Below are 25,330 nucleotides of genomic sequence, written 5' to 3'. Positions count from 1 at the left end.
TCAGTCCTCGACCGCGATGCCTTTCCAGAACGCGACACGGTGGCGAATGTGTTCCGCGCCGTCTTTTGGTTCGGGATAGTACCAGGCTGCATTTTCATTGATTTCGCCGTTCACGGAAACCGAATAGTAACGCGCCGTGCCTTTCCAGGGGCAATAGGAGGTGTGTCCGGTCGGGCTGAAGAACTCGGACCGGATGGCGTCGGCCGGGAAATAGTGGTTTCCCTCGACGACCACGGTGTCGTCCGATTCGGCAATGACGGTTTCGTTCCAGATCGCTTTCATGTTCAGGCTCCGGTTTGTTGAATGGCGGATGCGGAATACACGGTTGAACGCCTGCACGGGTCATCCGGCAGTCAGCGCGAGTCCCGCCTGCCACCGAAACATGCTGTCGATCGGCGGGTTTATTGCGGTAGCTCCGTAACGACTTCGGTTTTTACGGAATTGGCGATGAAACATTGCTCGTGTGCGTGGTGGTGAAGCCGCTCAAGTTCCGCTGTCGAGGGTTGCCGTTCGCCGGAAAAAGTCACCCGTGGCCTCAGGCACACCCGGGTGATGGCTTCGCGGCCGTTGTCATCACGGCCCATTTGGCCTGTCGCGTGGTCTTCGTAAGCGTCAATCACGTAACCGCGCCGGGCGGCCAATGCCAGGAAAAACAGCATATGGCAGCTCGAAAGTGCGGCAATGAAGGCCTCCTCGGGATCGACGTTGGCCGCCACCGAATGTGGTTCCGGCACTACGTGGGGCGAAGACGACGCCGCGATCCGGGCGCCGCCGTCAAAGTCCCAGGTGTGGGCCCTGCTGTAGGTGCTGTCGACGAAGGCTTCGTCCGCCTGGCGGTTCCAGGTCACCGTGGCCGTGTGTTCCGACATGTTCCTCCGCGTGTTGTTTCCGACACGTCTGCCGTAGGGATTCTAACCTGCCAGCGCGAGTGAAAGGTGCGTCGTCGGCTGCACTCGCCCAGCGAGACGTTTCGGTTCGCCTTGACCGGCCGGGCAGGCTCCCGTCGCACGGCAGAACCGATCGGCCCGGGGGCAGCGGAGGGTCAGGGGCGGCGAAACCGCGCCCGCGCCCGTTCCGCCGCGGCCCGCGTCACGCAGTCCGCAACGTGGTCGTTGATGAGACCCATGGCCTGCATGAAGGCGTAGGCCGTCGTGGGGCCGACGAACTTCCAGCCGCGTGCCTTGAGTTCCCGGGAAAGTGCTTTCGATTCTGCGGAGACGGAAACGGACTGGGGCTCGGGAGCTGTAGCCGGGTCCGGTTCGAAGCGCCACAGCCAGGTGGCCAGTGATCCCTCCTGATCAGCGAGTTCGCGCGCGCGCCGCGCGTTGTTGATCACCGCTTCGATCTTGCCGCGGTGCCGGACGATGCCCGCATTGCCGAGCAGTCGGTCTACATCGTGCTGCCTGAACCGGGCCACCCGTTCGAATTCAAAGTTGTCAAAAGCCTCACGGAAATTCTCCCTTTTGGCCAGAATCGTGCGCCAGCTCAGGCCGGACTGGAAGCTTTCCAGACAGAGTTTCTCGAACAGGTGCCGGTCATCCGCGACCGGGAAGCCCCACTCGCTGTCGTGGTAGGCGAAAAAATCCGCAGACGCGGCGCACCAGCCGCAACGCGGCTGACCATCGGGTCCGGAAACGGTCTTGTCCATGTGTACCTCGTGATCACGGGTGTCGGGTGACTTGTTGAGCGGACCGGGGAAATCCCGTGGAGCTTGCGCCGACGGGCCACGGACCCCGGTTGGTGATTTCTTCACCCAAGGATGGGATGATACGGGTCCATTCATGGCCGTATCCGCCATCGTTCACCACTTATGAGCATCAGCATCTGGCTGTTTTTCCTGCTGTTCGTTTTCGCCATGGTCGCACTCGACCTGGGCGTGTTTCACCGTCGCCCCGAAGCGCCCAGTGTCCGGGACGCGCTGACCTGGACACTGATCTGGGTGAGCATGGCCCTGCTGTTCAACGTCATCGTCTACGTGTTGTACGAGAACAATTTCGGCTGGGCCAGCCTGGCGACCGAGCACCTGACCGGCAAGGAGGCGGCCACCCAGTACCTGCTGGGGTACGTGCTGGAGAAATCCCTGTCCGTGGACAACATCTTCGTCATCGCGATGATCTTCGCCTATTTCCGCGTGCCGCTCGCTCTGCAGCACCGGGTGTTGTTCTGGGGCATCCTCGGCGCGGTGGCCCTGCGCGGGGTCATGATCGCCCTGGGGGTCGCCCTGATCAATCGCTTCGACTGGATCACCTACATCTTCGGGGCCTTGCTGATATACACCGCCGCGCGGATGCTGCTGTTGCGCGAAGAGACGGTCGATCCGTCTGAAAACACCCTGGTCCGGCTGGCCCAGCGCTGGGTCCCGGTGACGGCCACCTATCACGGCAGCCACTTCTTCGTGCGTGACGGCGGTCGCCGCATTGCGACGCCTCTGTTCCTCGCCCTCGTGCTGGTGGAGACCAGCGATGTGATGTTCGCCGTCGATTCCATTCCCGCCGTGTTCGCGGTGACCCGCGACCCGTTCATCGTCTTCACGTCCAACATCTTCGCCATCCTTGGTCTGCGATCGCTGTATTTCGTCCTGGCCGGCTACATGGCCAGGTTCCGTTACCTGAAGAGCGCCCTGGTGTTCGTCCTGGCCTACGTCGGGGTCAAAATGCTGCTCAGCAATCATTACCATATCCCGGGCGAGGTCTCCCTGGGTGTCATCCTGGGGATCCTCTCGGTGGGGATCATCGCATCGATCCGCGGTGGGGCGCGTGATCCACATCCCTTGAAGTCTCCCCTGGACTGACGTGGCGGGCGTTCCGCGCCCGATTCGGACCGCGGTCCTTGATCCGCTCCGGCTCGTGGGCCGACAATAAGCGCTTTGCGGTAACGGGAAACAAGCTCATGAGCAATTCCGATTGGCAGCAGCGCAAGCAGAACGTGTTCGCCCGCGGCATGGGCAACATGCTGCCGGTCTTTGTGGACCGTGCACGCAATGCCGAAATCTGGGATGTCGAAGGCAAGCGCTACATCGATTTCGCGGCCGGCATCGCGGTGGTCAACACCGGCCACAGCCACCCGGATATCGTGGCGGCGGTCAAGCAGCAGGTCGAGGCTTTCAGCCATACCTGCATCATGGTCACGCCGTATGCGAACGCGGTTGAACTGGCGGAGAAACTGGTCGAAGCGGCGCCTTTTGACGACGGTCGCGTGGTATTCGTGTCGACCGGCGCCGAGGCGGTCGAGAATGCCGTCAAAATCGCCCGTGCCACTACCGGACGCCCGGGCGTGATCGCCTTTGGCGGCGGGTTTCACGGCCGTACCAACCTGTGCATGGGCCTGACCGGCAAGGTGGTGCCGTACAAGAAGGGCTTCGGGCCGTTCACGCCGGAGATTTTTCATGTGCCGTTTCCGGCCGAATACCTGGGAGTGACCGCCGACGATTCGCTGGCCGCGCTGGATCAGGTGTTCAAGAACGACATCGAAGCCAATCGCGTTGCCGCCATCATCATCGAGCCCGTTCAGGGTGAAGGTGGCTTTTATCCTGTTCCGGACGGTTTTCTGTCCCGGCTTCGTGACGTCTGCGACCAGCACGGAATCGTGTTCATCTGCGATGAGATCCAGACCGGGTTCGGACGCACCGGCACGATGTTTTCCTGTGAGCAGGATGGCGTGCAGCCCGATATCATCACCCTCGCCAAGGGCATCGCCGGCGGTTTTCCGATCGCGGCCGTGGTCGGCAAGCAGGCGGTCATGGACGGCCCCGACCCCGGCGGCCTGGGCGGCACCTATGCCGGTTCGCCCCTCGGTTGCGCCGCCGGCCTGGCCGCCATGTCGGTGATTGAAAAAGAAAATCTGTGCGCGCGTGCGGTGGACGTTGGCGAAAAGCTGCGCGAAGGCCTGGAGCGGATTCGGTCGAAGTATCCGGAGCGGGTCGGCGATATTCGCGGGCGCGGCGCGATGGTCGCCATGGAACTGGTATGCGACGGCCAGGTCGGGCAGCCTGATGCCGAACTGACCCGGGCGCTGGTCGGAGAAGCCGCCCAGCGCGGATTGCTGCTGCTGTCCTGCGGCGTTCGCGGCAATGTGATTCGCATCCTCGCGCCGCTCACCATCCCCTTCGATCACCTTGAAGAAGGTTTGGGGATTCTGCAGGAGAGTTTCGCTGCCTGCGTGGCCTGATGCGCCCGGGAGTCGATCTATACCATGCGAGTTGAAAACCAACACCACCGTTCCATCGCGCTGGCCGAAGACGGCTGGTCGGTGGAGATCATCGACCAGACCCTGCTGCCGCACCGCTTCGAACTGCGCCGGCTGACCACGCCTGAAGACGCCGCCGAGGCGATTTCCAGCATGCGGGTTCGCGGCGCGCCGCTGATTGGAGCGACCGCGGTGTACGGCCTCGCACTGGCCCTGCGTGATGACCCGGGCGACGGCAACCTGGACGCGCAGGCCGACCGCCTGCTCGCCACGCGGCCGACAGCCGTTAATCTGCGCTGGGCGCTGGAGCGCGCCCGAACCCGCCTGCAGCCCCTGCCGGCCGGTCAGCGCGCCGCGGACGCCTATGCGCTGGCCGCAGAAATCTGCGAGGAAGACGTCGAAATCAATCGTCGCATCGGGGAGCACGGCCTTGAATTGTTTCGCGCGGCGTGGGCGGCCCGGGGGGAACGGGGTTCCCTGAACGTGTTGACCCACTGCAACGCGGGCTGGCTGGCCACGGTGGACTGGGGTACCGCGCTGGCCCCCATTTACATGGCGCACGACGCGGGCATTCCGGTCCACGTGTGGGTGGACGAAACCCGGCCCCGGAACCAGGGGGCGGCACTGACGGCCTGGGAACTCGCGGCGCACGGGGTGCCCCACGATGTCATCGTCGACAATGCCGGCGGTCACCTGATGCAGCACGGCCAGGTGGACCTGTGCATCACCGGTACCGATCGCACGACCCGCTCCGGCGACGTATGCAACAAGATCGGCACCTATCTCAAGGCGCTGGCCGCGCGCGATAATGGCGTACCGTTCTATGTCGGCCTGCCCAGTCCGACCATCGACTGGGACCTGACGGACGGAATCGCCGGTATTCCCATCGAGGAAAGGGACCCGGAAGAAGTCATTCGCGTGTCCGGCGTCAACCGGGCAGGGGAGTGGGATTCGGTCGTAGTGACGCCCGAAGGCATCAGCGCCCGAAACTTCGCATTCGACGTGACGCCGGCCCGGCTGGTGACGGCATTGATTACCGAGCGCGGCGTGTGCGAGGCGAGCGAAGCCGGGTTGCTGGGTCTGTTCCCGGAACGCGCGGCGGCCTGAACGTGGTCGGGCACGAACCGGACGCGGCGGCTCCCGAATGACTCCGGGTCTGCGCAGCGCGCTGCTGGAAGCGGTGTGTGAGCTGGATGCCCGCAACCTCAGCCCGGGAACCTCGGGCAACCTCAGCGCACGCACGCCGGGCGGTTTTCTGATCACACCGTCCGGGCTGGCCGCCGGCCTGATGCAGACGGCGGACCTGGTGGAGGTGTCCCTGGCGGGGGAGTGGCCGCGCAGCCGCCGGCCTTCGAGCGAATGGCGGTTTCACCGTGACATCTACCGGCATTTTCCGGAAGCCTCGGCCGTCGTTCACGCGCACCCGCCGTTCTGCGTGGCCCTGGCCAGCCATCGCCGTGGCATTCCGGCGTTTCACTACTCGGTGGCGCTCGCCGGCGGCGCGGACATCCGTTGCGCGGACTATGCGACCTTCGGCACCCAGGCGCTTTCCGACAACGTGCTGAGCGCGCTGGAAGGCCGGAGGGCCTGCCTGATGGCCAACCACGGGATGGTTTGTTTCGCCGACAACCCCGCCAAAGCCCTGTCTCTGGCCCTGGAAGTCGAACACCTGGCACGCAGCTACGTCCACGCCTTGTCCCTGGGGGAGCCGGTGGTGCTCGATGGTGACGAAATGGATCGGGTTCTGGGACAGTTCGACGACTACCGCGCCGGACGACTGACGGCGCGGCAACGGGGAAAATGAATCAGTCCCGGCGCCAGGGAATGTTTTCGCCGCGCTGGCGCTTGACGGCGATGCGCTGGTTGGGCCGCGCCAGGATGCGGAACTGGTAAGCGGATTCACGGGCGAGCACGCTGCCGGCGCGCAGATTCCAGCTTTTTCGATAGAGTCGCTTGATGGCGGCGTTCGTGTCCGGCGATCGCTCCAGCAGACGCTGCGCCAGGTTCAGCGCCGCCGCTTCCGGATCCGAATCCACCCCGGTCACCAGGCCGAGTTCCAGGGCCGTGGCACCGTCGAATGTTTCGGCGGTCATGGCCAGTCGCATGGCCTGGTCGGCCGGCAGGAGTTCCCGCAGCGCCAGGGTGCCGCCCATGTCGGGAATGATGCCCCAGCGGGCCTCCATCACCGACAGTGAACTCTCCGGATGGGCGAAGCGAAAGTCCGCGCCCAGGGCGATCTGCAGGCCGCCACCCCAGCAGCGCCCGCGGATGCCGGCGATGACCGGCACCTTCAGGTGGCGCCAGCCGACGCTGACCCGCTGGGCCAGGTTCGCTTGCCAGGGCCACCATTTCCACAACAGCTTCCGGGCCGCACGGCGATCGCCGAGAACCGCCTTGACGTCCAGTCCGGACGAGAAGTCCTCACCGGCCGCGTCCACGATGACGGCCTGCACCGAGCGGTCGCGTTTCAGGCGCTGCTGTGCCGCGGCGATGCCTTCGAACATGGCCAGGTCCAGCGCGTTGCGTTTGTCCGGGCGGTTCAGCCGCACCCGGGCGATTCCGTCAGCGACGGACACCGTTACCCGTTGGCCGGCTACCGGCATCAATCCTTACCATCCGCCGGGGTGGTGCCCGTACCGCTTTCGGTGCCGGCGGCGCTTTCGGTGCCGGAGGGAATCAGACCCATGCCTTTGAGCACAATGTCGGAATAACTGACCATGCCGATGATTTGTCCGTCGTCGATGACGGGTGCCCGTGACAGTCCGAATCGGTCGAACAGGGCGATGGCGTAACGCACATTCATGCCCGTGTGGACCGAGATCACCGGCTTGGACATGATTTCGTAGATATTGACCCGGTTGGGATTGAGTCCCTTGCCGATGACTTCGCGCGCGATGTCGCGGAACATCACCACGCCATATTCGTCGTCGTCGTGGCGGCGTTCCACGAAAAGCGCGCGGTTTTCCGGAAAGCGCAGCCGTTTGAGTGCCGTCGCGACGGTCAGCATACCGTCGACAATGTCGACGCCGGACTTCATGACGTCGCCGACGCGGATCAGGTCACGGCGGGACAGGTGGTCGGTGGTCATATCAGCTCCTCCACGTCGCTGCTCAGGGCTTCGATCTGGTGGGCGACGCCCAGCGCATCTTCCACGTCGATCTGACAGGCGATGCCGGTGCCCGAGGTTTCGTCGAATTCACCGGCCTCGGCGACCCGCTCCAGCACGTCGCGGCTGAAGTGCTCCTCGACCAGCATCAACAGCACGTCGACCTGGCTGTTCATGCTCAGTCCGAGAAAGGTCTTGCCCGGCGTCAGGCCCTCGCCGCGTGCCTGGTTGAGCACGGTCGCGCCCTTGGCGCCCGCGTCGCGTGCGGCATCCAGAACGTCATTGGTCTTGGCGTCCTCGACCATGACGATGATCAATTTGAAATGCATGGCTCAGTCCTCCGGGGAGACCGCATTGTCTCCCGAAATTTGGGGGTTGTGCGAATCGGTGGATCCGGCTTCACCGCGTTTCCGGGCCTTCCGCTCCACGGCTTGCGCCCGGCGCTGGCCCAGTTGCGCGTATCCCAGCACCGCGATAATGGGGAACAGGCTGGCGAAGGCAATCAGCCCGAACCCGTCGAGAATCGCGCTGCGCCCCGGAATCGTTTCCGCCAGCCCCAGCCCCAGCGCGGCGACCAGCGGAACCGTGACCGTCGACGTGGTGACGCCGCCGGAGTCATAGGCCAGCGCGATGATGCTTCGCGGAGCACTGGTGGTCTGGAAGATGACGACGACGTAACCGGCGATGATGTACCAGTGCAACGGCGTGCCGGTGACGATGCGGAAAGCGCCGAGCGCGACGCCGACCGCAACGCCGAGCGCGACCGCGATGCGCAACCCGTTGATCGAAACCGTGCCGCCCGAAACCTGGTTGGCCTTGATCGCCACGGCGATCAGAGAGGGCTCGGCCACCGTGGTGGCGAAACCGATCGCCGCGGCGAAGGCATAAACCCACAGGTAGTCGGACCAGGCCGGGTCGGTGACGATGCCGGCCACGCCATAGATGAATTCAGGCGCGGTCAGTTGCGCGGCCATCAGGCGGCCAATCGGAAACAGGGCCAGTTCGAGGCCTTCCAGAAAGAGGGCCAGCCCGAATACGACGAACACCATGCCGACGGCGGTGCGTGCCGGATCGTTGATTCGCCTGCGCAGCACGAACAGCTGGAATCCGAACAGAATGGCGGCGATGGGCGTCACGTCGCGCAGCAGCAGCAGAAAGGTCTGACCGAAATGCAGCAGTCCGTCCATCAGCAGGCCCCGGTCCAGCCCGGAGCCGGGCAGCCGGCTGTCAGATTCTGTGCGCGGGCCGGGTTCATCCGATCACGATGCCGTACAGCATGACGAACATCATCGGCGTCAGCGATGCGAAGGCGATCAGGCCGAAGCCGTCCAGCATCGGGTCCCGGCCCTTGATGCTGCTCGCCAGGCCGACCCCCAGGGCCGCGACCAGGGGGACGGTGACCGTGGACGTCGTGACGCCGCCCGAATCATAGGCGATGCCGACGATTTCCGGCGGCGCGAAGCCGGTCATGACCACCACGCCGACGTATCCGCCGATGATCAGATAGTGCACCGGCCATCCCTTGAGAATCCGGATGACACCGATCAGAAGCGCGATGCCGACGGATACCGCCACCGTGAGGCGCAGGCCCAGGGCATAGCGGGACAAGGCTTCCTCTCCGCTGCCGATCACTTGGGCGGCCGCTGCGACCTGGGCGGCTTCGTCCGCGACGGCGATCAGGGCCGGTTCAGCCACCGTCGTGCCGAACCCCAGGGTGAATGAAAACACAAGCAGCCAGAACAGGCTGCCGCGTTTGACGAAGTTCCAGGCCATCTCCTCGCCGATGGGAAACAGGGCCATCTGCAGACCCCGCACGAAAAGTGCCAGGCCCAGCAGCACCATCGCCACACCGCTGGCGATGCGGCCGAGTTCCGGCAGGGGCTGTTGCAGTACGGCGTACTGGAAAAACGCGACCACTGCGATGATCGGCAGCAGATCGCGCAGGCTGTCCCTGAGCGAACGCAACAGCGGTTTGAGCAGGACGATCACCGTGGCGTCCGGCTCCAGCCGCCGGTGGGGCACGAAAACAGGCGGAAATCAGTTAGCATGAACTCCCCGTGCGGCGTGGTTGCGGGAATTGTGGCAGAAAGTAACATCTTTGATGTGAATCGTCGTGAGCCGGGACGCGTAAAATTGATCTGGATTAGGCGCCGCGAATATCACCCGGAGGACTGAGGCGGACATTCAACCCGGCGGCCGCCCGGTGGCCGGCTGCCGGCCAGCCGGTTGCGGCCCGGAGGAGCATCGCCGGAGACAGGGTATGGCAGGGATACAAGGGGCCGACGGCCCGGGAAGGAAAGGCACCGAATGATCACAAGCAAACTGCCCCGGGCGGGCACGACCATTTTCACCGTGATGTCCCGGCTCGCGGACGATCACGGGGCGATCAACCTGTCCCAGGGCTTTCCCGATTTCGATGGTCCCCAGGCCTTGCGCGACCGGGTTGGCTGGCACGTGGAAAATGGCCACAATCAGTACGCGCCGCTGGCCGGTTTGCCGGCATTGCGCGAGGCGATTGCGGACAAGGCCGCCAGCCTGTACGGGCGGGAAACCGACCCCGAGACCGAGGTCGTGGTCACTCCGGGCGCGACCGAGGCGCTGTATTGCGCCATCACCGCGGTCGTCCGGCCCGGCGACGAGGTGATCGTGTTCGATCCGGCCTACGACACCTATGCGCCGTCCGTGGAACTCAACGGCGGGCGGACCCGCCACATCGCGCTGCGCCATCCCGATTACCGCATCGACTGGGAGGAAGTGCGCGCCGCGATCACCCCCGAAACGCGGATGATCGTGCTCAACACGCCGCACAATCCCTCGGGGACCACCTGGAGCGAGGCGGATATCGAAGGTCTGCGCCGGGCCGTCGACGGGACGGATATCCTGCTGCTGTCGGACGAAGTGTACGAGCACATTCTGTTCGATGGCCGCCAGCACGTGAGCCTGCTGCGGTATCCGGATTTGTCGCGGCGGGCGTTCTGCGTGTTTTCATTCGGCAAGACCTACCACGCCACCGGCTGGCGGGTGGGGTATTGCATCGCACCACGGGAACTGACGGACGAGTTCCTGAAAATCCACCAGTACATCAATTTCAGTACCAATACGCCGATGCAGTTCGCCCTGGCCGACTACCTCGCCGCAACGCCGGAATTCCATCTCGGGCTGGGTGCCTTCTACCAGGAAAAGCGGGATGAATTCTGTGATCTGCTGAGCGCTTCGCGGTTCGGCATCGAGCCGGCGGCCGGTACCTATTTCCAACTGGCGGACTATTCCTCGATCAGCGACGAGCCCGATACGGATTTCGCCCGGCGCCTGACCATCGAACACGGTGTTGGCGCCATCCCGGTTTCGGTGTTTTATCGCGATCCGCCCGGGCAGAAGGTGGTTCGTTTCTGTTTCGCCAAGGACGGTGAGACCCTGCAGGCCGCCGCCCGGCGCCTCGCCACGCTCTGAGGTCTCACCAGATCCGGCAGACGTCTTCCGGCGGTTTCACCAGCGGTGCATCGGCCGGGCACTGGAACGCACGGGCGAATTCCGGCATGTTCACGACCACGCCGTTGATGCGATGACGAGGCGGGGAATGGGGGTCCGTGGCCGCGTGGAGGCGTAATGACTCGGGGCGTTCCGCGGCGCAGGCCCATTGCGCGAAGCCGACGAAAAACCGCTGTTCGGCCGTCAGGCCGTCACGTTCGGGCAAGGCCTGCCCGGCGGTTTCGGTCCGCCAGGCCTGCCACGCCAGAATCAGGCCGCCCAGATCGGCGATGTCCTCGCCGGAGGTCAGTTCGGCATTGATCAGGATGTCGTCGATCACCCGGTACTGGCCGTATTGCTCGCGAATGCATTGCGCCCGCTCTTCGAACGCGGCGGCGTCTTGCGGTGTCCACCAGTCGCGCAGGTTGCCGCCGCCATCGAACTGGCGGCCCTCGTCGTCGAAGCCGTGGACCAGTTCGTGGCCGATGGTGCCGCCGGTATTGCCGTAATTGGGCGCGTCATCCATCTTCGGGTCGTACAGCGGGGGCATCAGCACCCCGGCCGGAAAATTGATGTCGTTCATGGACGGGTTGTAGTAGGCGTTGACGGTCGCCGGTGTCATGAACCATTCACCCAGGTCCACCGGTTGGCCGATCCGGGTGAGTTGCCGGTCGAGGTCGAATTCAGTGGCTCGAACCGCGTTGCCGTAGTCATCGTCACGGGCGATGCGGATCGACGAATAATCGCGCCAGGTGTCCGGGTAGCCGATTTTCAGGCGCATCTGTTCCAGTTTGCGGTGGGCTTCGGCCCGGGTGGCGGAACTCATCCAGCCCAGCGAGTCGATGCGTTCAGCCATGGCCTGCTGGATCTGCCGGGTCAGGCGGCGCACGTCCTGGCGGACCTCGGGTGGAAAGTTGCGCTCGACAAATTCGCGGCCCAGCGCTTCTCCCAGTTGCCGGTCGACCCGTGCGACACAGGTGCGCCAGCGCGGTTTCTGCTCGTCGATGCCCCTCAGGTGGGATTGATGGAAGGCGAAGTCCTGGTCGCGGAAAACCCGGGACAACAAGGGGGCGCGGGTGTTGACCAGGCCCCAGTGCAGATACGTCTTCAGTGCCTCCAGGGATTCCCGTTCGATGACATCGCCCATCGCGGTGACGAATGCAGGCTGGGTCACATTCAGCCAGGGTTCCGGGCTCAGGCCGACCTGCTCGAACAAACCGGCCCAGTCGAATTCGGGTGTGTGCGCCTGCAGTTCTTCCAGCGTCATCCGGTGGTACACGGCGTACGGGTCCCGGCGCTCGATCACGCTCAGGTGGGCCCGGGCCAGTGCCGTTTCGATGCGCCACACCGTCCCGGCGGCAGCGTTGGCATCCGCCCGTGTGCGGCCCAGGAGGCGGAACATCGCCGCGACATGCTCCCGGTACGCCTCGCGGGTTTTGCGGCGCTCCGGGCTGTCATCGAGGTAGTATTCCCGGTCGGGCAGGCCGAGGCCGGCGGCAAACACGGCCCCGATGACCCGGGTGGCTTCGCGCGCGTCCTGCTGGGAGCCGACAGCGATAAACCAGGCGCTGGCATCCGAACGGTCGATCAATCGGCCGATGACACCTGCCAGGTCCTGTTTGGAAGTCAGCCCGTCGATCAGCGCCTGCTCTCCGCGCAGCGGCACGGCGCCGAGGGAGTCGATACCTTCCAGGTCCATGCAGGCGGCGAAGTAATCACCCAGACGCGCCTGGTCGGGCGTACGCGGGGCGTCCGGATTCGACAATTCTTCCAGCACACCCCGGAGATATCGCTGGTTATCGGCATAGGCCTTGCCGTAGGTGCTCCAGCTCGCCTGGTCCGGGGGGATGGGGTTGTTCTCGATCCAGCCGCCGCAGGCAAACTGGTACAGATCGCTGCACGGATCGGCGCTGCGGTCCATCGCGTTGACGTCGAGGCTGGGCGTGTACGGCAGCCGCGTGGCGGGCGAACCGGAGTCCGCCGTGGCAATTACGGAAACCGCGCTCAGCGCGGCGGCGAGAATGAAGCGCACAGAGGCAGATGCCATGATCGTTTCCGTGAGGGTTCAGGACACCCGTGCGGTATCCAGGTCGGCCGGACCGGCCGCGTCGAAGCGCCGGTACAGTTCAGGGTCGGCCAGAATCGTTTCCAGCGCATCGCCCAGGATTCCGGCCCATTTTTTGGCGCCCGCCCGCGTTCCGACCAGGTCCTGGCGGACTTCGACCCCCACATGCGGCAATCCGCGGCGTTCGGCGTGAAAGTCGATGGTGTAGTCGTACGGATGACGGCCGGAATAGGGCTCGTTGTCTCCAACGCAGACGCCCTCGACCCGGCGCAGCTGCTCGATCATCGGCACCGCCACACGCGGGTCGCGGTCCCACATCACGCCTACATGCCAGGGTCGCACCACCTGCGAAAATACCGGCGTGCAGGTGTGAATCGACAACAGCACCGGAACCGTGCCTGCGGAATCGAAGGCGTCGAGCCGTCGCTCGATCGCATCGTGGTACGGCCTGAAAAACGACTGTATGCGCAGTTCCTTGTCCGCGTCGCTGAGTCCCTGATTGCCGGGGATCGCGATGCCGTCGCTGACCTCGATGAACGCGGTGGGATCGTGCAGTTGACGATTCGGGTCGACGATCAGGCGTGAAAAGCCGGCCAGCAGGGCGGGCGCGCTCAGCCGGTCGGACAGAAAGCGGGCCAGGTCGGCGGAACCGATGTCCCAGGCCACGTGGCGTTCCAGCACCCATTCGGCCAGCCCGAGGCGGTTCATGGCTGCGGGGAAATACGGACTGGCGTGGTCAGCGACGATCAGAACATTCGCCGAGCCTTTGGTGTTGTAGTGAAACCAGGGTGGTGAATCACCCGGTTCGACCAGGGGATAATCGGCACCGGATTCAGGGCATTCGGTCGCGTGCGCGAAGCTGGGTTCCGGATCTTCGGCCGGGTCGTCGTTCGGGGCGTGATTCATCAAGTCCGGTCTTTTACAGGGCAACCGTCCCATTCTCCACAAGGCCGGGTGTTTTTACAAATGAGCCCGACCCTCACATTGCCGCGGCCGCTTGCGCGCCCGAAAGCGCCGCGCCCATAATGGGACGCAGGTTCAGCCGCCCATCCGCGGCGGAGATTACTCAGATTTGAAAACGATAGTCGTCAACTCGCGAGACCAGACCCGCGTCCCCTTTCTGCGTGGCATACTCATCCGGACCTTGCTGGATGCCGGCATGCCGTTCGACGACGCTTTCGACATGGCCGACCGCCTGCGCGATCACCTGTCCGAAACCGATGAAATCTACACGCATGAGCTACGCGAGTTGGTCCATGCTGAACTCGAATCCTATGGTGATCCTTCGGTGTTTCGGGAGTTCTCCGCGCCGCTGACCGCTCCATCCAAAATTCGCGTGCGCTGCCACGCGGGCACCGTCACCGCCTTTTCACGCGGCCGGCATCAACGCTATCTGCAGTCCAGTGGTGTTCGCCTGGCGGATGCGGAACCGATCACCACGCGGATTTTCGATCAGTTGCTGGCGGCCGGGGCAGTGGAGATTTCGACTGCCGAGCTCGGCTACCTCACGTGGCTTTGCCTGCGGCAGGAACTGGGCGAAGGTCCCGCGCGCCAGTATCTGCTGTGGTCGGAATTCCAGCTCAGCGCGCGGCCCATGGTGCTGTTGATCTGCGGCGCGGTCGGCAGCGGCAAAAGCTCCATCGCGACCGAAATTGCGCATCGGCTGGAAATCGTGCGGACCCAGTCCACGGACATGCTGCGCGAAGTAATGCGCACCATGATGCCGAAGAAACTGCTGCCCATCCTGCATTGTTCTTCTTTCGACGCGTGGAAAACGTTGCCCTTGCAGGACAAGAAAAGCCGCCCCCGGGATTTGCTGATCGCCGATGGTTACCAGGGGCAGGCTGAATTGCTGGCCGTGCCCTGTGAGGCCGTGGTCAAACGGGCCATGCGGGAAAACGTGCCGCTGATACTCGAGGGTGTTCACGCGCACCCGGATCTGCTGGAACGATTCAGCACGCATTCCGATGCCATCGTCGTGCATGTCACGCTGGCGGTCATGCAGGCTGATGAGTTGAAGTCGCGGCTGCGCGGGCGTGGCACCGAGGAACCGCACCGTCATGCCCGGCGGTACCTGAAGAAATTCGATTCCATCTGGTCGCTGCAGTCCTTTTTGCTCGCGGAAGCCGAGCGCTGCGACACTCCGATCATTCCCAACGACGACAAGGAGGCGGCGATCTTCCAGATCATCAGCACCATCAATGCGGCGCTATCGGATCACTTTTCCGGCTCGCCCGCCGATGTGTTTGGTCCCGTGGTCCGGCGGCTGGGCAGTCAGGCCGAGGACAAAGCGTGGCAACTGTTGGTGCCTGCATTGGTCAACGCCGTGGACGGTTCCGTCGCGGATGACTCCGGAAAGCCGCGGCGGGGTATTGGATGAGGCACGGAATCACGGGCGGATGGAAGCGTGAGTCATGGCGGTCGTGAAGCACCGTTGCCTGGTACTGATTGCTGACGGCCTGGGAGACCTGCCGATTCCCGAACTGGGTGGACGTACCCCGTTGGAAGCGGCTTTTACTCCCCACCTCGACCGGCTCGCATCCACTGGGGAGTACGGCCAACTCGACCCGCTGGCTCCGGGACAGACACCAAATACGGATTCCGGAACCGGCATGCTCATGGGTTTGCCGCCGAGCCAGGCGGATCTGTTGCGGCGCGGGTCAGTCGAAGCCGCCGGGGCGGGCCGCGTACTGGACAAGGGTGAAATCGCGGTGCGTGCGAATTTCGCTACGGTGGAGCCGGGTGATCAGGGCCTGGTGGTGACCGACCGAAGGGCCGGTCGCATCGGTTCCGGGGTGGCCCAGTTGGTTGATGCCCTGGACGGTCTGGATCTCGGTGGTGGCGTGCATGCCGAACTGCAGCCCACCGAACAGCACCGCGCGGTCCTGGTTCTGTCGGGCGGCGATCTCCAGCCGACCATCACGGACACCGATCCGGGTGACGGACCCTTGCCCTTGCCCCTGCCGCCCTCCCGCGCCTGCGCGCCCGGGGGTGAACGGGCGGCCGACAAGCTCAATGCCTTTATCGCGGCGGCGCACGAGCGGCTGCGCGACCACCCTTTGAACCAGCGGCGGCGGGCGGCGGGCAAGCCACCGGCCAACGGGATCATTACGCGCGGAACCGGTGGTGCCGTGTCGCTCGACAATCGGGTCAACGCGCTCGGATTGCGCGCGGCCCTGGTATCGGGCTGTAACACGGTGCGTGGCCTGGGACGCCTGTTCGGGTTTTCCATTCTCCAGGACCCGAGGTTCACGGCGGACAGTGCGACGGATATCGACGCCAAGATAGCCGTGGCGCTGGAAGCCCTGGTGAACTGCGATATCGTTTTTCTGCACATCAAGGCGCCGGACCTGCACGCACACGACCGCGATCCTGCGGGAAAACGCGATGTGATCGAACGGCTGGATGCCGCGCTGGCGCCCTTGATGGACCGGGATCTGGTCATCGCCTGCGCGGCGGACCACACCACCGACAGCAATACCGGTTTTCACACCGCGGACCCGGTACCGGCCCTGTTGCACAAGCCGGGCATGACTCCCGCGGGTAATGGAGTGAAATTCGGTGAGGATGCCTGCCGTTCCGGGACCATGCCGCGCCAGGACAGCGCGGCCTTCCTGTTACGGGTTCTGGCGGCGATGGGAGTGAAGGGAACTCCGCCGGAATGAAGGCATGGGACCCGGCGAGCGGCGCCGCGGCGCCGGCTGCAAGCCTGTAACAGGACTGTCATAATTACCGTGTAACTTGGCGTCCAGTCGATCCGACACTCCGGGAGTAATACATGTCAATCAAACCTGCAGCGTTCATAGCCGCGGCGGGCCTGACTGCGCTCGTGGCCGCCTGTGGCGGCGGTGAACAACGTCAGCTCATCCAGAACAAAGGTTCCGATACCCTCGTCAATGTCGCCCAGGCGTGGGCTGAGGCGTATCAGCAAGTCAATCCTACGGTCGTGGTCGCCGTCAGCGGCGGTGGATCAGGAACCGGTATCGCGGCCCTGATCAACGGCACGGTCGATATTGCCAATGCGAGCAGGGAGATCAAGGACGAAGAACTGGAACTGGTGCATGAGCACGGTTACGAAGCCATCGAGCACGTGGTCGGTTACGACGCCCTGGCGGTCTTCCTGCACCCCGACAACCCCATCGAGGAATTGAGTCTCGAACAGCTGGCCAAAATCTACGGTGACGGTGGTTCCGCCACCAGTTGGTCGGACCTCGGCGTGAATGTGCCGGGTTGCTCGGACCAGTCCATCATTGTCGTCAGCCGCCAGAACAATTCCGGAACCTACGCCTATTTTCGCGAGACGGTGTTGGGTGACGGTGATTTTCGTCTGGGAACGCGTGACATGCACGGTTCCAAGGACGTCGTGGACCTGGTGGAGAACACCCCCTGCGCCATCGGTTACAGCGGACTGGCCTACGCCAATGATCATGTGAACATGGTGTGCATTTCCGAGCGAACCGGAGAAGCCTGCGTATCGCCTACGGTGGCATCGGCCAGCGACGGTAGCTATCCGATCGCGCGCAGCCTGCTGATGTATACGAACGGTGAGCCGACGGGGGTCGTCAAGGAATACCTGGACTGGGTCAAGAGCGACACGGGCCAGTGCATTATCATGGAGAAGGGCTACGCTCCGGCCAAACCGGTCAGCTGCCCGGCCGGTTCCTGACCGGCATACGAGCACATCGGGCCGGGCATTCGATCGCCCGGTGCCGGCGAGCAACAGGATCAACCGCACCCGTATTGATGAAAGTGCCGGATGCGGACGTATTCACAACAGCGGAAACGGGCCATGAGTCATTTTGAAGAGCGGCTTGAAGCCGATCTGGGCAACATTCGTCAATTCGTCTGGGACATGGGGGACGACGTCGAACGTGCCCTGCGGCAGGCGAAGCAGGCATTGCTGACACGCGATGCCGAACTGGCGTACGAGACCGTCCTCGGTGACAATCCGATCAACCGGGATTCGCGGGCTTGCGACCGCCTGTGTCACACCTTCATTGCCCGCCACCTGCCCGGTGCCGGGCACTTGCGCGAGATGGCCGCGACCATCCGGGTAAACGTGGCGCTTGAACGCATCGGTGACTACGCGGTGACCATCAGTCGTGAGTCGCTGCAACTGGAAGATGATTTGTCGGAAAAGTTCACCGTACAGATCGACTTGCTGGCCGACGAGTCCCTGCAGATACTTCACGAGGCGCGCAAGGCATTCCGCGACGACAATGCCGAATCGGCCATGACGTTGATGAAAATGGCCAAACAGGTCGAGAACAACATGGACGCGATCTACGATCAGTTGTTCGCCGAGGAAAACGGGATGAAAGCCCGCACGGCCCTGACCGTGTTCGTGGTGTTCAACCTGCTCAAACGGGTCGCGGACCAGGCCAAGAACATCTGTGACCAGACCGTCTACGCGGTTCGTGGCGTCGCGAAACTGCCGCGGGTGTACCGGCTGCTGTTTCTGGCCCGGCCCGGGTCCGGACTGGGTCATCTGGCGGCCGCGATCGGGCGCAAGAATTTTCCCACTTCGGCCCGTTTCGACGTGGCCACGCCGGACGGCGCGGAGGGCGTGCCGCCCGCACTGGCCGGTTTCCTGGACGAGACCGGGATTCCCGATGATGAACTCGAGAGCCTGAATCTCAGCCACCTGGAGCACGACCTGTCCGATTACGACGTCATCATCGCTCTGGAAGGCCGCTATGCCGATTACGTGAACGAGGTGCCGTTTCATACGACCGCGCTGAACTGGTCTCCGGCCGCGCCCGATGGAGCGGACGGATACTCCGCGACCTATCGGGATCTGCACGGCGAGATCCAGTCCCTGATCGATCTGATGGCCGGCGACGAAGCCGCCTGATTCCGATGGAAGGAAACGCCAAGGGGGCCGCGGCCCCGGTCATCAACCCGGACTTCGATCGCCGTAACCGGGACTGGTACGTCGACAAACTGGTTCAGGTCCTGATGTTTCTCGGCGGCATTTCCGCCATTGTCTTCATCATCGGCATCTTCGTGTTCATCACCCGGGAGGGCTTTGGTTTCCTGGCCGGTGAATTCAATTTCGCCGAGTTTTTCGGTTCGCCCAACTGGCGGCCGACTTCGGCGAAGAACGAGACGTTCGGTATTCTCGCGCTGGTGGCGGGCACTGCCAGTGTCACCGGTCTGGCGATGATCGTTGCCATCCCGTTCTCCCTGGGCGCGGCAATCTTCATCGCCGAGTTCGCGACGGGCAAGACCCGTGAGTTCCTGAAAATCACGGTGGAATTGCTGGCCGCCATCCCGTCCGTGGTCTGGGGCTTCATCGGCCTGGCGATCATGAATCCGCTGATCATCGACCTGTTCAACGTACCGGTGGGGCTGAACGTGCTGAACGCCGGCGTGATTCTGGGCCTGATGGCGGCCCCCATCATGACTTCCATCGCCGAGGACGCGCTCAAGGCCGTGCCGGACCGTTACCGGGAAGCGGCCGAAGCCATGGGTGCGACGCGCTGGCAGGTGATTTACAAGGTCGTGCTGCCGGCCGCCAAGAACGGACTGCTGGGCGCTGTTCTGCTCGGGGTCGGGCGTGGCTTTGGAGAGACCATGGCGGTTTTGATGGCCACGGGTCATTCCATCAACATTCCCACCAGCGTGTTCGACTCGGTGCGGGCGCTGACCGCGACCATCGCCGCGGAACTGGGCGAAACGGCGGTGGGCTCCACCCATTACGAAGCGCTGTTCACGATCGGCATCTTCCTGTTCGTGATCACGTTCATCATCAATCTCGCCGCCGACCTGATCGTCCGCGGCGTGCGCAAAGGGTGACCGACCATGTTTACGGCAACTTCCCTCAACCACCGTAACGAACGCATCCAGTACCTGTTTCGGGCACTGCTGGGCACGATGACGGGAATCCTGATCCTGCCGGTGGCGGTGATTCTGGCCATGCTGATCTACAAGGGCGGGCCGGCCATATCCTTCGAGTTTCTGTTCACCGGACCGACTCAGGGCATGACGGCCGGCGGAATCTTTCCCGCGCTGCTCGGGACGATTCTGCTCGTGCTCGTGGCGCTGGTGGCCTCGGTACCGCTGGGGATCGCGGCGGCGATTTACCTCAGCGAATACGCGCCGGACAACTGGTTCACGCGCGCGATCAACCTGGCCATCATCAACCTGGCCGGTGTTCCGTCGATCGTTCACGCCCTGTTCGGCGTGGGTGCTTTCGTGATCTTTTTCGAATTCGGCACCAGCATCCTGGCCGCGTCGCTGACCCTGGCGATCATGACCCTTCCGGTGGTCATCGTGGCCACACGGGAGTCGCTGCAGGCCGTGCCACTGGCCTTTCGCGAGGCTTGCTGGAACATGGGCGCGACGCGCTGGCAGACCATCCGGCGTGTGGTGCTCCCGAACGCGGTCACCGGCATTCTGACCGGCGTCATTCTCGAAGTGTCGCGTACGGCCGGCGAGACGGCGCCCATCATGTTCACCGGCGCCGCGTTTTTCCTCCCCCTGCTGCCGCAGTCGGTACTGGACCAGACCATGGCGCTGTCCCTGCACCTGTTCGTGGTCTCGACCCAGGTGCCCAACATGCCGGACCACGTTCCGTTCGGTGTGGCCCTGGTTCTGATCTCCATCGTGTTATTGATGAACAGCCTGTCGATCGCATTGCGCATGTACCTGCGAGGCAAAAAGAAGTGGTGACCGGGCAACCTGAATTGGCGCAGGCCGGCGTGGCAGAGGCACCCGTGAAGCTGGGGGTCGAGAACGTGGCGATCTCCTACGACGAGACGACGGTACTCGAAGGCGTGAGTTTCGATGTCCGGGAGCACGAGATTTTCGGCATCATTGGCCCGGCCAACGCGGGCAAGACATCGTTTCTCAAGGCCGTCAACCGAATGGACATGTTCAACAGCTCCATGACCGTGGACGGAGCCATTCGCTTCAACGGCGTCGACGTGCGCCGGGTGCGCAATGTCTACGGCCTGCGGCAACGCATCGGCGTCGTGTTTCCACTGCCGGTCGGTCTGCCGATGACGGTTTATGAAAACGTCGCCCTGTCGCCCCGCCTGCGGGGTATCAGGCGCAAGGCCGACCTGGACGTGATCGTCGAACGCTGCCTGCGTCGCGCCGCCTTGTGGGATGAGGTCAAGGACCGTCTGGATTCGCTTGGCAGCCTGCTGTCCGGCGGCCAGCAACAGCGGCTGACCATCGCCAGGGCGCTGTCCCAGGAGCCCGAGCTGCTGATGCTGGACGAATTCTCCATCGCCGTGGATCCCGTGACCACGATGCGTATCGAGGATGTACTCAAGGAACTGAAGCAGGAAATCACCATCGTGCTGGTGACCAACCTGGTCCAGCAGGCGCGCCGATTGGCGGATCGCACCGCGTTTTTCCTCGGTGGGCAGTGTGTGGAAGTGGGCGTGACCGAGGACCTGTTCACGGGCGAGGTCAAGGACTCGCGCACCCGCGATTACGTCGAAGGACGGTTCGGCTGATGAACGACATCAAATCCGGCGAAACCGGTCCGGAAGTGGCCATCCGGACCCGCGAACTCAACCTCTGGTATGGCACCTTCCAGGCGCTTTTCGATGTGGACCTGGATATCCGCCAGGGCATCATCACCTCGATGATCGGGCCCTCGGGCTGCGGCAAGAGCACGTTTTTGCGCAGTGTCAACCGGATCAACGATCGGCTCGGCTATGTGCGCATGACCGGCAGCATCGATGTGCTGGGCCAGAACATCGTGGAGCCCGGCGTGGAAATCGTGCAGGTCCGCAAACAGGTCGGGATGGTGTTTCAGCGGCCGAATCCTCTGCCCATCTCCATTCGTGACAACGTGCTGTTCGGCTACCGGCTGCACACCCCCCGGGGCGACTACCGCAAGTCCGACGAGGATTCCGTGGTCGAAAAGGCTTTGCGCGAAGTGCTGCTCTGGGACCAGGTCAAGGACCGCCTGGACAGCAAGGCGACGGCGTTGTCGCTGGAAGAACAGCAAAAACTCTGTATCGCCCGCCTGCTGCCGGTAAAACCGGGTGTACTGTTGATGGACGAGCCCTGCTCGGCGCTGGATCCCCGCGGCACCGAAGCGGTCGAAGAACTGATCTGGGAACTGCGTGGCGAGTACACCATACTCATCGTCACCCACAACATGGCCCAGGCCCGCCGCGCCAGCGACGAATGCATCTTCATGCTGATGGGCAAGGTCGTCGAACACACCGATACCGGCGACATGTTCGTGACGCCGCAACATCAGGAAACCGCCGACTACATCGAAGGCCGCTACGGCTAGCCAGCGGCACCGGAGCCCATTGCCCTGAAGCCCTCCGGGCCGGGCCTTTGGCATGACGCCTGGGACTGGGCCGCCCCCGGCCCTTGGTGTATGCTGCCTGACCGTTTTCCGATAGGGAGAAATCCATGCCTGTGACGATCCGGCGGCCCGCGCTTGTGGCGGGAATTCTGTGCTGTTTCCTGGCGGCTGGACTGCGGGCGGCTCCACCAGCGCCCGGCGCGGTGCCGGCCGACTGGGTGGACCGGGTCGAAGCCGCGCCGGACATGGATACGCTGGGGCGTTTGTATCTCGAATTGCTGCTGGAGGAAGACCCGGGCAACGCGGCCACCTTCGGGGTGCACGGCCGGGGTGACGATTCCGCGTACTATGACCGCAAGCTGGCAGATCCCTCCAGGGCGGCGGAGCAGGCATTCATATCCGCCCGCGACAGCCTGATTGCGCGGCTGCAAGCGTTCGATGCCGGGGGGCTGTCCCGGCCAGAACAGATCGACCGGCACATCCTGCTCAATCAAGTAAAACTGGACCGCCTGGTCATCGACAGGTTGGAGTCGGGTACCAATCCCCTCAATGCCGTCACCTCGCTGGGCGGCGCGATGGCGGGGTTGGTGCTGCGCGATTACGCGCCGCTGGAGGAGCGCCTGCGCAGCTTTGGTTCACGCTGCGAAGCCACTCCCCGTTTCTTCGCCGCGGTGCGCACCCGTCTGGCGCCTGACGCCGTTCTGCCGACGGGCCCTGAAAAAGCCGTGACCCGGCAGCGGCTCGAAGGCATGCAGCAGCCTGGTGGTCTGTACGACAAGACCCTGCCGGATCTGCTGGAATCCTCCGCACTGAAGCCGGCCGAGCGGCAGGCCATCGAGTCCGCCTGTGCCGCCGCCGTCGAATCAATCGGAAACTTCGCCGAATGGTTCGAAGCCACGATCGTGCCGCGGACGGACAGCGACTGGCGCCTTGGGCGCGATCTCTACGATGAAAAGTACGCGCTGCAGATGGATTACCCGCTGGACGCCGAAAACCTGCTCGCCGTCGCGCTCGGCTGGTTGGCCGTCAAGGGTGACGAACTGGTCGCGATTGGACGGGAACTACACGACGACTACCTGGCCGAGTCGATCGCGGCCGGCGAAATACAGCCACAGGCTTCCCTGGACGATGCCGAAGTCGTGCGCAACGTGTTCGCGAAACTGTCCAAAGACCGGCCCAGCCCGGAATCCCTGATTCCGGACAGCTACGCCCTGGCCGATTCCATCATCGGCTTCGTGCGCGAACAGGATCTGATGGACCTGCCGCCGGCTTCCAAGCTGCGCATCGAGCCGACGCCGCCGCACCTGGCCGGGAACGCGGTGGCGCAGATCACGACCGCGCCGCCTTTCGAGCCGGAGCTGGAGTCGGTGTGGTTCTGGGACATCGGTTTGTTGTCTGAATCACCCGGTTTTCTCAAGGAATACAACCGGCCGGCGCTGGCGATGGTGTACATCCACGAAGGCGTGCCCGGCCATTTCGTGCAGCTCGAATACTCAAACCGGGCCGACCGTCTGATTCCCAAGGTCTTCTGGAACGGGCCGATGGTGGAGGGCTGGGCCAGTTACATCGCCACCCAGTTGGTCGAGCAGGGCTTTACGGTGTATCCCGACCACCCACTGGGACATGCGTTGCAGCGAATGGTCGACACCAAGCTGACCTTGCGGGCCGTGATCAACGCCATCATCGACATCCGCCTGCATCGCACCCACTGGCCGGAAGAAGAGGCGGTGAAGCTGATGACCGAAAAGGGCTTTCAGGAAGAAGGCGAAGCCCGTGGCAAATTGTTGCGCGCCAAGCTGAGCTCGGTGCAGCTGGCGACCTATTTCGCCGGCCAGGTCGCAATCGAAGACATCCTGCGTGAATACCGCGAGCGGGCGGGTTCGAATTTCAGCTGGAAGGCTTTCAACCAGCGGCTGGTGGGCGCCGGATCACCGCCGTTCTTCGCCATTCGGGAGTTCATGCTGGGCGACCTGGTGGAAGAGGACGATCCGCAATGAAACCGCGGCCGTTCGCGACCAACGAGGTTCTGGAAGGCGTTCGTTATGAAATTCGCGGCGAACTGGCCGCCCGCGCTCAGCAGTTCGAGCGGCAAGGGTTCGAGATCATCCCGCTGAACATCGGCAACCCCGGGGTATTCGGATTTCGCACTCCGGAAACCATGCGCCTGGCGATGATCGAAAACATGCATCAGTCGGAGGCCTACGCGCACCAAAAGGGCATTTTTCCGGCCCGGGAAGCGGTGGTGATGCAACAGCAGAACCGCGGCGTGATGGACGTGACGGCCGAGGAAGTCGTCATCGGCAACGGGGTCAGCGAATGCATCGACCTGGTGCTGCGCGCCATGCTCAACAGTGGCGACGAAGTGCTGATTCCCAGTCCCGATTACCCGCTGTGGAGTGCGGCCACGGCACTCAACCGCGGCAAGGTCACCTACTACAACTGCCGCCCGGAAGACGACTTTCAGCCGGACCCGGAGGAAATTGAATCCCTGGTGACCCCGCGCACCCGCGCCATCGTGCTGATCAATCCGAACAATCCCACCGGCGCCGTGTACCGGCGGGAACGACTGGAGGCGATCGCACGCATCGCCGAACAACACCGCCTGGTGGTGTTCAGCGATGAAATCTACGACCAGATGACCTACGACGGCGTCGAGCACGTGCCCATGGCCACCCTGGTGCACGACACCCTGTGCGTGACGTTCAGCGGACTGTCCAAGGTCTACCGTGCCTGCGGCTACCGGGTCGGGTGGGCGGTGTTCAGCGGCGATCGGGAACATGCCGGGGACTACCTGCATGCGGTCGAACTGCTGTCCTCGCTGCGCCTGTGCGCCAACGTGCCGGGCCAGTGGGCGGTGCAGACGGCGCTGGGTGGCTACCAGAGCATCCGGGAACTGACTTCGCCGGGCGGGCGTCTTTACGAGTCACGCCAGGCCATTATCGAAGCGGCCGAACGTAGCCGCCATCTGTCGTTGCGCGCACCCGAAGGCGCGATGTACGCCTTCCTGCGCATCAACTCACGCACCGGTAACGGTGAAGAAATCGATGACCGGAAGTTCGCGGCCGCACTGCTCGAGCACCGTCACGTGCTGGTTGCTCCCGGCTCCAGTTTCAATGTGCCGTACCGAGACCATTTCCGCATCACCACCTTGCCGGGTGCGCGAACCCTGGACACGGTTTTTGAACGGATCGACGACGTGCTCGACAGCCTGGTCTGAACCGCCTCT

Annotated in this window: 23 protein-coding genes and 1 pseudogene; 15 read left to right on the top strand and 9 right to left on the bottom strand. The window is 63.8% G+C overall.

All coding sequences use genetic code 11. The features are described 5' to 3' along the window. The 3 genes from V3330_RS03950 to V3330_RS03940 all read right to left on the bottom strand — a co-directional run bounded on the left by V3330_RS03950 (position 1) and on the right by V3330_RS03940 (position 1,648). Entirely contained in the window at positions 1-282 is a 282-nt protein-coding gene (locus V3330_RS03950) for a DUF427 domain-containing protein (RefSeq protein WP_354694094.1), read from the bottom strand. A 119-nt stretch (positions 283-401) separates the two neighbouring features. Continuing rightward, on the bottom strand, positions 402-869 hold the full coding sequence (locus tag V3330_RS03945; RefSeq protein ID WP_354694093.1) for an OsmC family protein: 468 nt from the start codon (positions 867-869) through the stop codon (positions 402-404). A 173-nt stretch (positions 870-1,042) separates the two neighbouring features. Then, a complete protein-coding gene (locus V3330_RS03940; RefSeq protein ID WP_354694092.1) occupies positions 1,043-1,648 on the bottom strand; it encodes a DNA-3-methyladenine glycosylase I in 606 nt (201 codons plus the stop codon). A gap of 162 nt (positions 1,649-1,810) precedes the next feature. On the opposite strand from V3330_RS03940, the gene V3330_RS03935 reads away from it, so the two are divergent. From V3330_RS03935 to V3330_RS03920, 4 genes are all read left to right on the top strand, one after another. After that, positions 1,811-2,791, top strand: a complete 981-nt coding sequence (locus tag V3330_RS03935) for a TerC family protein (protein WP_354694091.1) — start codon at positions 1,811-1,813, stop codon at positions 2,789-2,791. Between the two features lie 98 nt (positions 2,792-2,889). Next, positions 2,890-4,167, top strand: a complete 1,278-nt coding sequence (gabT, locus tag V3330_RS03930) for a 4-aminobutyrate--2-oxoglutarate transaminase (protein ID WP_354694090.1) — start codon at positions 2,890-2,892, stop codon at positions 4,165-4,167. A 24-nt stretch (positions 4,168-4,191) separates the two neighbouring features. Continuing rightward, positions 4,192-5,292 (top strand): S-methyl-5-thioribose-1-phosphate isomerase, encoded by a 1,101-nt coding sequence (gene mtnA, locus V3330_RS03925; RefSeq protein ID WP_354694089.1) that lies wholly within the window; start codon positions 4,192-4,194, stop codon positions 5,290-5,292. Positions 5,293-5,329: 37 nt separating this feature from the next. Next, on the top strand, positions 5,330-5,989 hold the full coding sequence (locus tag V3330_RS03920) for a class II aldolase/adducin family protein (RefSeq protein ID WP_354694088.1): 660 nt from the start codon (positions 5,330-5,332) through the stop codon (positions 5,987-5,989). A 1-nt stretch (position 5,990) separates the two neighbouring features. On the opposite strand, the gene V3330_RS03915 is transcribed toward V3330_RS03920, so the two are convergent. The 4 genes and pseudogenes from V3330_RS03915 to V3330_RS03900 all read right to left on the bottom strand — a co-directional run. Continuing rightward, on the bottom strand, positions 5,991-6,788 hold the full coding sequence (locus V3330_RS03915; RefSeq protein WP_354694087.1) for a crotonase/enoyl-CoA hydratase family protein: 798 nt from the start codon (positions 6,786-6,788) through the stop codon (positions 5,991-5,993). Then, a complete protein-coding gene (locus V3330_RS03910; RefSeq protein ID WP_354694086.1) occupies positions 6,788-7,273 on the bottom strand; it encodes a CBS domain-containing protein in 486 nt (161 codons plus the stop codon). The genes V3330_RS03915 and V3330_RS03910 overlap by 1 nt, the downstream gene beginning before the upstream one ends. Further along, a complete protein-coding gene (locus V3330_RS03905; protein WP_354694085.1) occupies positions 7,270-7,620 on the bottom strand; it encodes a P-II family nitrogen regulator in 351 nt (116 codons plus the stop codon). Before V3330_RS03905 ends, V3330_RS03910 begins: the two co-directional genes overlap by 4 nt. A 126-nt stretch (positions 7,621-7,746) precedes the next feature. Beyond that, positions 7,747-9,277: pseudogene (locus V3330_RS03900) on the bottom strand (DUF1538 domain-containing protein); the annotation flags it as partial. Positions 9,278-9,598: 321 nt separating this feature from the next. Between V3330_RS03900 and V3330_RS03895 the strand changes: the two are divergent. Then, entirely contained in the window at positions 9,599-10,741 is a 1,143-nt protein-coding gene (locus V3330_RS03895) for a pyridoxal phosphate-dependent aminotransferase (protein WP_354694084.1), read from the top strand. A gap of 4 nt (positions 10,742-10,745) precedes the next feature. On the opposite strand, the gene V3330_RS03890 is transcribed toward V3330_RS03895, so the two are convergent. Continuing rightward, complete coding sequence (locus tag V3330_RS03890; protein ID WP_354694083.1) at positions 10,746-12,806, bottom strand: M13 family metallopeptidase; 2,061 nt, start codon at positions 12,804-12,806, stop codon at positions 10,746-10,748. Positions 12,807-12,824: 18 nt separating this feature from the next. Beyond that, positions 12,825-13,730 (bottom strand): N-formylglutamate amidohydrolase, encoded by a 906-nt coding sequence (locus V3330_RS03885; RefSeq protein WP_354694082.1) that lies wholly within the window; start codon positions 13,728-13,730, stop codon positions 12,825-12,827. A gap of 166 nt (positions 13,731-13,896) precedes the next feature. On the opposite strand from V3330_RS03885, the gene V3330_RS03880 reads away from it, so the two are divergent. The 10 genes from V3330_RS03880 (at position 13,897) to V3330_RS03835 (ending at position 25,321) form a co-directional block, all read left to right on the top strand. Then, positions 13,897-15,204 (top strand): AAA family ATPase, encoded by a 1,308-nt coding sequence (locus V3330_RS03880; RefSeq protein WP_354694081.1) that lies wholly within the window; start codon positions 13,897-13,899, stop codon positions 15,202-15,204. Positions 15,205-15,238: 34 nt separating this feature from the next. Further along, positions 15,239-16,489, top strand: coding sequence for a BPG-independent phosphoglycerate mutase family protein (locus V3330_RS03875; RefSeq protein WP_354694080.1), 1,251 nt, complete (start codon positions 15,239-15,241; stop codon positions 16,487-16,489). A 113-nt stretch (positions 16,490-16,602) separates the two neighbouring features. Then, on the top strand, positions 16,603-17,490 hold the full coding sequence (locus V3330_RS03870; protein ID WP_354694079.1) for a phosphate ABC transporter substrate-binding protein: 888 nt from the start codon (positions 16,603-16,605) through the stop codon (positions 17,488-17,490). Between the two features lie 123 nt (positions 17,491-17,613). Continuing rightward, on the top strand, positions 17,614-18,678 hold the full coding sequence (locus V3330_RS03865) for a phosphate signaling complex PhoU family protein (protein WP_354694078.1): 1,065 nt from the start codon (positions 17,614-17,616) through the stop codon (positions 18,676-18,678). Between the two features lie 5 nt (positions 18,679-18,683). Further along, a complete protein-coding gene (gene pstC / locus V3330_RS03860; protein ID WP_354694077.1) occupies positions 18,684-19,622 on the top strand; it encodes a phosphate ABC transporter permease subunit PstC in 939 nt (312 codons plus the stop codon). Between the two features lie 6 nt (positions 19,623-19,628). Further along, positions 19,629-20,498: a phosphate ABC transporter permease PstA gene (gene pstA / locus V3330_RS03855; RefSeq protein ID WP_354694076.1), complete on the top strand. Its 870-nt coding sequence runs from the start codon at positions 19,629-19,631 to the stop codon at positions 20,496-20,498. Beyond that, entirely contained in the window at positions 20,495-21,292 is a 798-nt protein-coding gene (locus tag V3330_RS03850; RefSeq protein ID WP_354694075.1) for a phosphate ABC transporter ATP-binding protein, read from the top strand. Before pstA ends, V3330_RS03850 begins: the two co-directional genes overlap by 4 nt. Continuing rightward, the gene (locus V3330_RS03845; protein WP_354694074.1) at positions 21,292-22,086 is read left to right on the top strand and encodes a phosphate ABC transporter ATP-binding protein; all 795 of its coding nucleotides are present in this window, start codon (positions 21,292-21,294) and stop codon (positions 22,084-22,086) included. Before V3330_RS03850 ends, V3330_RS03845 begins: the two co-directional genes overlap by 1 nt. Before the next feature lie 125 nt (positions 22,087-22,211). After that, positions 22,212-24,101 (top strand): DUF885 domain-containing protein, encoded by a 1,890-nt coding sequence (locus V3330_RS03840; RefSeq protein ID WP_354694073.1) that lies wholly within the window; start codon positions 22,212-22,214, stop codon positions 24,099-24,101. Further along, the gene (locus V3330_RS03835; protein ID WP_354694072.1) at positions 24,098-25,321 is read left to right on the top strand and encodes an aminotransferase class I/II-fold pyridoxal phosphate-dependent enzyme; all 1,224 of its coding nucleotides are present in this window, start codon (positions 24,098-24,100) and stop codon (positions 25,319-25,321) included. The genes V3330_RS03840 and V3330_RS03835 overlap by 4 nt, the downstream gene beginning before the upstream one ends. Positions 25,322-25,330 lie beyond the last annotated feature (9 nt).

This window comes from Elongatibacter sediminis (genome assembly GCF_037892215.1).
Classification (GTDB): Bacteria; Pseudomonadota; Gammaproteobacteria; order Xanthomonadales; family SZUA-36; genus Elongatibacter; species Elongatibacter sediminis.
This window is presented reverse-complemented; position numbering and strand designations above follow the sequence as displayed.

Excerpts from the sequence above, each read along its gene's own strand:
- V3330_RS03950 (WP_354694094.1), bottom strand. The coding sequence starts at position 282 with ATGAAAGCGATCTGGAACGAAACCGTCATTGCCGAATCGGACGACACC.
- V3330_RS03945 (WP_354694093.1), bottom strand. The coding sequence starts at position 869 with ATGTCGGAACACACGGCCACGGTGACCTGGAACCGCCAGGCGGACGAA.
- V3330_RS03940 (WP_354694092.1), bottom strand. The coding sequence starts at position 1,648 with ATGGACAAGACCGTTTCCGGACCCGATGGTCAGCCGCGTTGCGGCTGG.
- V3330_RS03935 (WP_354694091.1), top strand. The coding sequence starts at position 1,811 with ATGAGCATCAGCATCTGGCTGTTTTTCCTGCTGTTCGTTTTCGCCATG.
- gabT (WP_354694090.1), top strand. The coding sequence starts at position 2,890 with ATGAGCAATTCCGATTGGCAGCAGCGCAAGCAGAACGTGTTCGCCCGC.
- mtnA (WP_354694089.1), top strand. The coding sequence starts at position 4,192 with ATGCGAGTTGAAAACCAACACCACCGTTCCATCGCGCTGGCCGAAGAC.
- V3330_RS03920 (WP_354694088.1), top strand. The coding sequence starts at position 5,330 with ATGACTCCGGGTCTGCGCAGCGCGCTGCTGGAAGCGGTGTGTGAGCTG.
- V3330_RS03915 (WP_354694087.1), bottom strand. The coding sequence starts at position 6,788 with ATGCCGGTAGCCGGCCAACGGGTAACGGTGTCCGTCGCTGACGGAATC.
- V3330_RS03910 (WP_354694086.1), bottom strand. The coding sequence starts at position 7,273 with ATGACCACCGACCACCTGTCCCGCCGTGACCTGATCCGCGTCGGCGAC.
- V3330_RS03905 (WP_354694085.1), bottom strand. The coding sequence starts at position 7,620 with ATGCATTTCAAATTGATCATCGTCATGGTCGAGGACGCCAAGACCAAT.
- V3330_RS03895 (WP_354694084.1), top strand. The coding sequence starts at position 9,599 with ATGATCACAAGCAAACTGCCCCGGGCGGGCACGACCATTTTCACCGTG.
- V3330_RS03890 (WP_354694083.1), bottom strand. The coding sequence starts at position 12,806 with ATGGCATCTGCCTCTGTGCGCTTCATTCTCGCCGCCGCGCTGAGCGCG.
- V3330_RS03885 (WP_354694082.1), bottom strand. The coding sequence starts at position 13,730 with ATGAATCACGCCCCGAACGACGACCCGGCCGAAGATCCGGAACCCAGC.
- V3330_RS03875 (WP_354694080.1), top strand. The coding sequence starts at position 15,239 with ATGGCGGTCGTGAAGCACCGTTGCCTGGTACTGATTGCTGACGGCCTG.
- V3330_RS03870 (WP_354694079.1), top strand. The coding sequence starts at position 16,603 with ATGTCAATCAAACCTGCAGCGTTCATAGCCGCGGCGGGCCTGACTGCG.
- V3330_RS03865 (WP_354694078.1), top strand. The coding sequence starts at position 17,614 with ATGAGTCATTTTGAAGAGCGGCTTGAAGCCGATCTGGGCAACATTCGT.
- pstC (WP_354694077.1), top strand. The coding sequence starts at position 18,684 with ATGGAAGGAAACGCCAAGGGGGCCGCGGCCCCGGTCATCAACCCGGAC.
- pstA (WP_354694076.1), top strand. The coding sequence starts at position 19,629 with ATGTTTACGGCAACTTCCCTCAACCACCGTAACGAACGCATCCAGTAC.
- V3330_RS03845 (WP_354694074.1), top strand. The coding sequence starts at position 21,292 with ATGAACGACATCAAATCCGGCGAAACCGGTCCGGAAGTGGCCATCCGG.
- V3330_RS03840 (WP_354694073.1), top strand. The coding sequence starts at position 22,212 with ATGCCTGTGACGATCCGGCGGCCCGCGCTTGTGGCGGGAATTCTGTGC.
- V3330_RS03835 (WP_354694072.1), top strand. The coding sequence starts at position 24,098 with ATGAAACCGCGGCCGTTCGCGACCAACGAGGTTCTGGAAGGCGTTCGT.